At 49.5% G+C, this 7,179-nt stretch carries 7 protein-coding genes and 1 tRNA gene; 4 read left to right on the top strand and 4 right to left on the bottom strand.

The window, feature by feature from the left end; genetic code table 11:
• From RMO52_RS21125 to RMO52_RS21115, 3 genes are all read left to right on the top strand, one after another.
• Window positions 1-627, top strand: a 627-nt coding sequence (locus tag RMO52_RS21125; RefSeq protein ID WP_310418235.1) for a hypothetical protein, incomplete at its 5' end; no start/stop codon positions are given.
• Window positions 628-720: 93 nt separating this feature from the next.
• A tRNA-Cys gene (locus RMO52_RS21120) sits at window positions 721-792 on the top strand.
• Window positions 793-1,239: 447 nt separating this feature from the next.
• The gene (locus tag RMO52_RS21115; RefSeq protein WP_310418230.1) at window positions 1,240-3,492 is read left to right on the top strand and encodes a transglycosylase domain-containing protein; all 2,253 of its coding nucleotides are present in this window, start codon (window positions 1,240-1,242) and stop codon (window positions 3,490-3,492) included.
• 274 nt (window positions 3,493-3,766) lie between these two features.
• Here the strand turns inward: RMO52_RS21115 and rsmI are convergent, their stop codons facing one another.
• A complete protein-coding gene (gene rsmI, locus RMO52_RS21110; RefSeq protein WP_310418227.1) occupies window positions 3,767-4,636 on the bottom strand; it encodes a 16S rRNA (cytidine(1402)-2'-O)-methyltransferase in 870 nt (289 codons plus the stop codon).
• Between rsmI and RMO52_RS21105 the strand changes: the two genes are divergently transcribed.
• Window positions 4,620-5,090, top strand: coding sequence for a cobalamin biosynthesis protein (locus RMO52_RS21105; RefSeq protein WP_310418224.1), 471 nt, complete (start codon window positions 4,620-4,622; stop codon window positions 5,088-5,090). The genes rsmI and RMO52_RS21105 overlap by 17 nt on opposite strands.
• 154 nt (window positions 5,091-5,244) lie before the next feature.
• Here RMO52_RS21105 and RMO52_RS21100 read toward each other — a convergent pair whose 3' ends face one another.
• The 3 genes from RMO52_RS21100 to RMO52_RS21090 all read right to left on the bottom strand — a co-directional run.
• The gene (locus RMO52_RS21100; protein ID WP_310418220.1) at window positions 5,245-5,541 is read right to left on the bottom strand and encodes an antibiotic biosynthesis monooxygenase; all 297 of its coding nucleotides are present in this window, start codon (window positions 5,539-5,541) and stop codon (window positions 5,245-5,247) included.
• Window positions 5,542-5,626: 85 nt separating this feature from the next.
• Window positions 5,627-6,061 (bottom strand): hypothetical protein, encoded by a 435-nt coding sequence (locus tag RMO52_RS21095; protein ID WP_310418217.1) that lies wholly within the window; start codon window positions 6,059-6,061, stop codon window positions 5,627-5,629.
• Between the two features lie 62 nt (window positions 6,062-6,123).
• Window positions 6,124-7,179: phosphoglucomutase/phosphomannomutase family protein (locus RMO52_RS21090; RefSeq protein WP_310418215.1), on the bottom strand; the 1,056-nt coding region annotated here is incomplete at its 5' end.

Raw genomic sequence — 7,179 nt, 5'->3', positions numbered from 1 at the left:
CGCCTGCTCGGTGCGGCGGCAATGGCGAATAAAGTCGGCGAAAGCTTCTCGATGTTAGGGTTTTTGGGTAACATTACTCCCAAAGCCGAAACGTCTCAAACTATCGACTTAAGCGTCAAATTGGTTGCCGAAATCGTCGCTTTTTGTCAGATTAACGGTATTCCTGGCGATAGCGTCGGTGACTTCCTGGCGGCTTTAGGCGATTATGGTGGCGAGTCCCTGATGCGGATGGCGGCTCTGGTTTGTTTCGATGGGCTGATTCCCTTGGGGCCAGATTTTATCGGCATGGTGATGGATAAAATGGGCGGCATGGCTCCTCACGAACTCGAAAAGAATCAAACGTTCAAAGGCATCCAAGACCAAATCCCTGGCGGCGATACGGGTGGAAAATTAGGCTTCATCACTGAGAGCTTTGGCTCTGTCAGTGGCTGGATGAATGATTTTGTCAGTTCTCGCGGTCTAACACCTCAATCAGTTGTCGGCAATCTCCGCAACTTTGTCGAAATCACTGATGACAAGCTCGACTATCTCGGTGCCTTCCTGGATGTCAGTACCAACTACTATACCCATACTGGTACTCAGACTCTAGCCCGACGCCTCATCGAACGGGCGGCTGCGGAAATGTAGTACCCATCTGGGCAACCACCGCTGGTTGCCCAGCAATTACCACTTCGCTATTTGCATTGTGACTAAACTTTGGTATACTAGCAATCTGGATATGGCGGCATAGCCAAGTGGTAAGGCAGAGGTCTGCAAAACCTCCATCCCCCAGTTCAAATCTGGGTGCCGCCTTTAGTCGAAACCCCTCAGAGTGAGGGGTTTTCTAGGCTCTATCGATCGTTAGCCTTGTGTCCTACATGGCAGGTCTGTGAAATGAATAACCTAAATGTGGCGACCGCCTTGGTGGCGCGCTGCGCGTTCGAGTTTTCTGGCTAGATCGAAGTACAAAAGTTCTCGAAGCTTGCGCGTCGTTTAGCAACGATCGATCGACCGTCAAACCCGATCGACACTTGCGATAGCTTCGACCTGCCAATGCAGGTCAAAGCTTAAGTTGTCACGAATGGGATCTCCTGACACGATCGACATCATTGACGAATTTAGCTTGAAATTCGTCTACTTTTAGGATCCTCATACATTGGGCGGCGTGGGCTAAAATAAGAATACTCAGGTCTACGGTGATGTCTTGCCACGACTGGGGTAACTGTATGATGTTGCTAAATCCCTAACCCCAGCCCCTAAATGTCTGCTCAGCCACCCAAAAAGACAATTCTGGCTCAATTGAGTCAAGTCATCAATCGGACGAAAGTTAACTTTACCCGATTGGCACTCAAGCCGAATGCGCGAGTGCCCAAACTCTTGGTGCAAGATGCTGATGCACCACAACCGGACATGTTTCCGCTGCTGGGGGAGAAATATGTGTTGGGCCGCAGTTCCCAATCTTGTGATATTGTCGTGCGAAATGAGGTCGTCAGTCAAGTTCATCTATCATTGAGTCGCGATCGTCAAAAAGGGACGACTTTTTTACTCAAAGATGAGGGTTCCACGAACGGGATTTATCGCGGTAAGAAAAGAGTCGATCGAATTACGCTTAGAGATGGCGATACCTTTACCCTCGGCCCGCCCGAACTCAAAGCCGCAGTCAAAATTACCTATCTCGATCCGCCGCCTGTCCATCTGCGCGTTTTGCGGTACGGATTGTATGGGACGGGGAGTATATTGAGTCTGCTCTTACTGGCGATCGCGGCAGAATCTACCAAAATTAATGTTAACCCTTTACCAGATGCCAATGGGCCAGTAATGGTCTATGCCGAGGGGATGGAGGACACCCTCCGTCCGCCGAAAGTCGGCGCACACAAGGATCTAGCAGCCTTAACAGATTTTTCACCTTATTTACTCAAGGCGCTGATTGCCTCAGAAGACAGTCGCTTTTACTGGCATTTTGGTGTCGATCCTTGGGGTGTGGGACGCGCGCTGGTAGTCTCTAGGCAAAAAGGGAAACTCACTCAAGGTGCGAGTACGGTGACACAGCAGGTAGCGCGGAGCTTGTTTCGATCGTATGTCGGGAGCGAAGACAATCTCCCCCGCAAAATGCGGGAAGCAGTGGTAGCGCTCAAGCTGGAAGCGACATATAGTAAGGATAAAATTTTACTCACCTATCTCAATCGCGTCTTCTTGGGAGATGACGCACACGGATTTGAGGATGCTTCCCAGCATTATCTCGGTAAATCCGCTCGCGATCTGACCCTACCCGAAGCCGCCATGTTAGTCGGCATTTTACCCGGTCCCAATATGTTCAACCCCTGTGTGGAGGATAAACAAGGGCGCAAGGGGATGAAAGCCAAAGAACGGCGCAACCTAGTACTGACTAGAATGCTCGAAACTGGTGCGATTACTCCAGCCGAAGCGAGAGAAGCAAGAAGATCGACACTGAACTATCGATCGGAAGCTTGTACCCCGATTACAAATACCAAGGCACCCTACCTCTATAGCTATGTCTTTCAAGAACTCCAAGAAATCTTAGGCGTTGAGACGGCTAAAGAGGGAAACTTTGCGATCGAGACTGGTGTGGATCTAAAGATGCAGGCCAAAGCCGAATCAGCACTCCGGCAGAATATCGCCGCCGCTGGTGGGAGCTACCGCTTTTCCCAAGGCGGCATTCTCAGCCTCGATAGCAGTACTGGCATCGTCAAAGCGATGGTCGGCGGTCTCGACTATCAAAAAAGTCAATTCAACCGCGCCGTAGATGCCCAGCGACAGCCCGGATCGACATTTAAGCTGTTTGGGTATGCTGCGGCGATCGAAGACGGTATATCGCCGGGAAAGACCTATTCCTGCGATCCACTATCGTGGGGGGGTAGAACATTTCCAGCTTGCAATCATGGTGCGTCCGGCGCGGTAAATATGTATACCGGGTTTACCTTGTCAGAAAACCCGATCGCGCTGCGAGTAGCACGGGATGTCGGCTTGGATAAGACGATCGAAACTGCCAAGAAGATGGGTGTTAAATCTCAGCTCGATCCAGTCCCAGCGCTAATTCTGGGTCAAAGTGTCGTCAATATGCTGGAGATTACTGGAGCCTATGGAGCGGTTGCCAATCGAGGGATCTGGCATCAGCCACGCGTCATCAAACGAGTGTACGATACGAGCAATTGCGATCTCAAGCAAGTTCGCAATTGTCGCCTCATCTATGACTATGCCAAAGATACTCCCTCTAAGCGAGTCTTAACAACTGGCACCACCGATACACTCACAACCATGATGCGCGGGGTGGTAACTGGCGGTACTGGTAAAAACGCCGCCATTGGATTGGGGGAAGCCGGGAAAACTGGAACTACCAATGATAACGTCGATCTCTGGTTTATTGGGTTTATTCCCGATCGTAAGGTAGTAACGGGGGTATGGCTGGGGAATGATAATAATTCACCTACTAACGGCAGTAGCGCACAAGCTGCTCAGTTATGGGGCAATTATATGGGTTCGGTGTATAAGTAGTTTGGGGTAACTTTATTGGGTAATGGGTAAAAGGTAAGAGGTAAAAGGTAAAAGGTAAAAGTAGTTATGCGGGTGGACGGTTATGTAGTTATGTAGGGTGGGCAGTGCCCACCACATAGGTTTCAGGTAATCCCTATCCAAAAAATATTCGCAACCAGCTACTCATAAGTAGGTCGGCACAAATATTTTTCATGTTAGAAAAGCCTGAAACCTAGATGGTGGGCACTGCCCACCCTACTGGGACTCTTACTCATTACCTCTTACCTTTTACCTTTTAATCTCTTTCCCTCGCAACATCCAGATCGATCGCAAGTGCTAATTGATAGACATAGCGGCGCGATTGGGAAATTTGTTCGGCGACAATTCGGCTGGCTTGAGAACGCGATGTATCATTCAGCATTAACTCGATTAATGCCCGCTCGATCGCCTCATCCGAGAGGGTTGGATGGCTGACATGAGCGCCAGCAATGACGATCGCGTATTCGCCTTGCGGTTCGGTGTGGGTGTAATGCTCGATCGCTGCTCCGATATTTCCCCGCCAAAATTCCTCATGTAATTTGGTTAATTCTCTGCCGATGACAATTTGCCGCTCGGTACCAAATGTCGCCCCAAAGTCTGCCAAAGTCTGTCGCAAACGGTGGGGAGACTCATAAAATACCAGCGTCCGCGCCTCTCCAGCAACTGCTTCTAATCGATCGCGTCGTTCCTGTCCCTTGACTGGCAAGAAACCCTCAAACACAAATCGATCGCTTGGCAATCCCGACGCACTCACCGCCGTCACCACCGCCGTCACCCCCGGAATCGGAATCACCCGAATCCCCGCCGCCACACAAGCTGCGACAATCAGATAACCCGGATCGGAAATTCCTGGCATTCCCGCATCTGTCACCAACGCGATCGATTTGCCCGCTTGCAATTGACCGATCAATTCGGGAATGCGTTGCTGTTCGTTATGCTGGTGATAGCTAATTTGCGGCGTCTTAATCTCAAAGTGATGCAGCAATTTACCCGTATGTCGCGTATCTTCAGCCGCGATCGTATCGACGTCCCGCAATACCTGAAGTCCCCGCATTGTCATATCACCCAGATTGCCGATCGGCGTACCGACTAGATATAGAGTTTTACCAGTGACTTCATTTGACATGTATTTATGGGTAGGGATCGGCTGTCAGCGGGGTGTCTCTCAACTAGCGATCCAACGCGCGATCGAGTCGGTATTCGCCGAGTACGATCTAGATCTTGCCACAATTGTGGGGATTGCAACACTCGATCGCAAGGCAAATGAGCCAGGATTGATAGATTATTGTTGCGAATCGGGTTGGTTTTTAAAAACATACAGCCCAGAACGGCTAAATTCCGTCACGGTGGTTCGTTGGCGGAGCCTCTCTGAAAGAGAATCGTCGCAATTGGTATTGACATCGGTCGGGACTGCAAGTGTTGCGGAAGCAGCAGCTCTATGTGCGGCGCAGACAGATATTTTATTAGTACCCAAGCAAAAGTTTCGGCTCGATGCTGAATCTGGATGGGTGACGATCGCGATCGCCCAAATCGCCAATGTAAGGTGTGTTATCGCGAAGCGTAACGCACCAGATAGATAGAAAACTAGACGGTTGGTGCGTTATCCTGTCTTGTCTCGCTAAACCCTCTCCTTTGGAGACGCTGCGCGAACGGGAAACCCGAGGAGCGCGAGCCGCTGCGGAGTAACACACCCTACAACTAATCAAGAACAAGAATTCGGTCAAATGGCGTTGCTCAATTCAGAGAAGACATTTGATAGTGTTCGACTGTTGGAAACGGATCGTAGAAATGATGCAGCAACGATCGCCATTCTTGATACTTGGGAGAACCTCTAAAGCCAACTGTATGGTCTTCGAGCTTTTCCCAACGTACCAGCAGAATGTAACGATCGCGATTTTCTAGACAACGTTGCAGTTCATGCGAAATGTATCCCGGCATCCCTATAATAATATTTGCAGCCACTCTAAAAGCAGCTTCAAAATCATCAGCGACACTAGGCTTGAGATCGAGGATGGCTACTTCTAAAATCAATGGCGAAAACCCCTCTTACCTCTTACCTTTTACCTCTTAACCTTTTACCCAACCTCACTCATCGCCCTAATTCAAAAAATCGATCCTAACGGCAGGGTGTACCAGTATAGCGGTTGAGGGCGATCGGACTGGGAATTGGGCTACCAATTATCGAAGTCGTACATGCAGATTGGATCGCACCGGGATAGTAGTTCTGCTGCGGGTAGATTAATATCGGCGAAGGTGGCACAAATGGTTTGTTGGGAAACCCACTACCGTAATAAGGAGTAGTGCGGTTGCCGGGAAACGAGTTGCCGTTAGGATAAATATTGGGTGAGATCGGGTTGATAATCGTGGTTGTATTGATGTCGTTGTTAATATACCCGCGATCTTGTGGGAGCGCAGGTATGTAGATCGTAGTTGATGAGTACCCGCTCGATGGAAAGGGTTGGACAAAAACGCCCTGCGATCTACCTAATTGAGGAGTAAATAAAGTCAAAAGCGTGCTAGCGATCGTTGCTAAACCAAGAAAATTTTTCATGATTAACTCTCAGTGGAAGTTTGCCACCATCTGTAATTTGATTAATGCAACGATCGCTCTTTTTAGGATACTGACTTTGCCCAATCTTGTGCCCAGGCAAGCGTCTCATGCACGCGATCGATCGTCGCAGCTTCGCAATAAAGTCTCAGGACTGGTTCTGTCCCACTAAATCTAATCAACAGCCAACTATCATCAGCTAAGTTAAATTTGTACCCGTCTACTAAATTGCGATCGCTTACTTCTATGTTAGCAATTTTGGCAAATGATTTGTGTTCCAATTCAGCCATTAGTCGCGATCGCACGTCCATATTTGCCAAATGTAGATCTACGCGATCGTACTTAAAGTCATAGTTAGTTTGACACTCAAGTTGGCGGTATAAGTCACCTAGATCTTGTTGGGATTTGGCGATCGCTTCGAGGAGATATAATGCCGAGAGTAGCGCATCGCGTTCGGGGATATGGTTGCCATAACCGATCCCGCCGGATTCTTCGCCACCGATCAGCACGGGTGTATCGAGCATCCGATCGGCGATATACTTATACCCGATCGGGGTTTCATAGATCGGCAAGTCGTACAGCTTCGCCATTCTGGGGACGAGATTGGAAGTACTGACAGTCTTGATGATTTCGCCTGTAAAGCCGCGCCGCTTGACTAAATGCTCGATCAGAATCGGAATCAAAATCTGCGAACTCAGGAACTCACCAGAGCCATCTACAGCCGCAATCCGATCGCAATCCCCGTCGAATACCAAACCGACTCTCACCCCTGGTTCCCCGGCATGGCTGCGGATCGTCCGCATCAGTTGGGACAAATATTTGGGCAAAGGCTCTGGCGCACCACCACCAAATAACGGATCGGTTTTGCTATTGAGTTCGGTAATCGGCAAACCTAATAATCTACCTAAACCAGTACTCGCCGCACCATTCATCACATCGGCAAATACAGTCAATTTACCAGACGCGATCGATTGCTGAATGCTTGCCAGATCGACTTTCCCGCGCAATTCCTGACAATAGCTCGCCCACGGATCGAAAGTTGTTAACGTTCCCGGCTGACTAGCTGAAATCGTTTCGCCCAACCTTGCCTCGATTTGCTGCGTCATTTCTGGCGGTACCGA

Source organism: Chamaesiphon sp. OTE_8_metabat_110 (assembly GCF_031382685.1).
Classification (GTDB): domain Bacteria; phylum Cyanobacteriota; class Cyanobacteriia; order Cyanobacteriales; family Chamaesiphonaceae; genus Chamaesiphon.
This window is presented reverse-complemented; position numbering and strand designations above follow the sequence as displayed.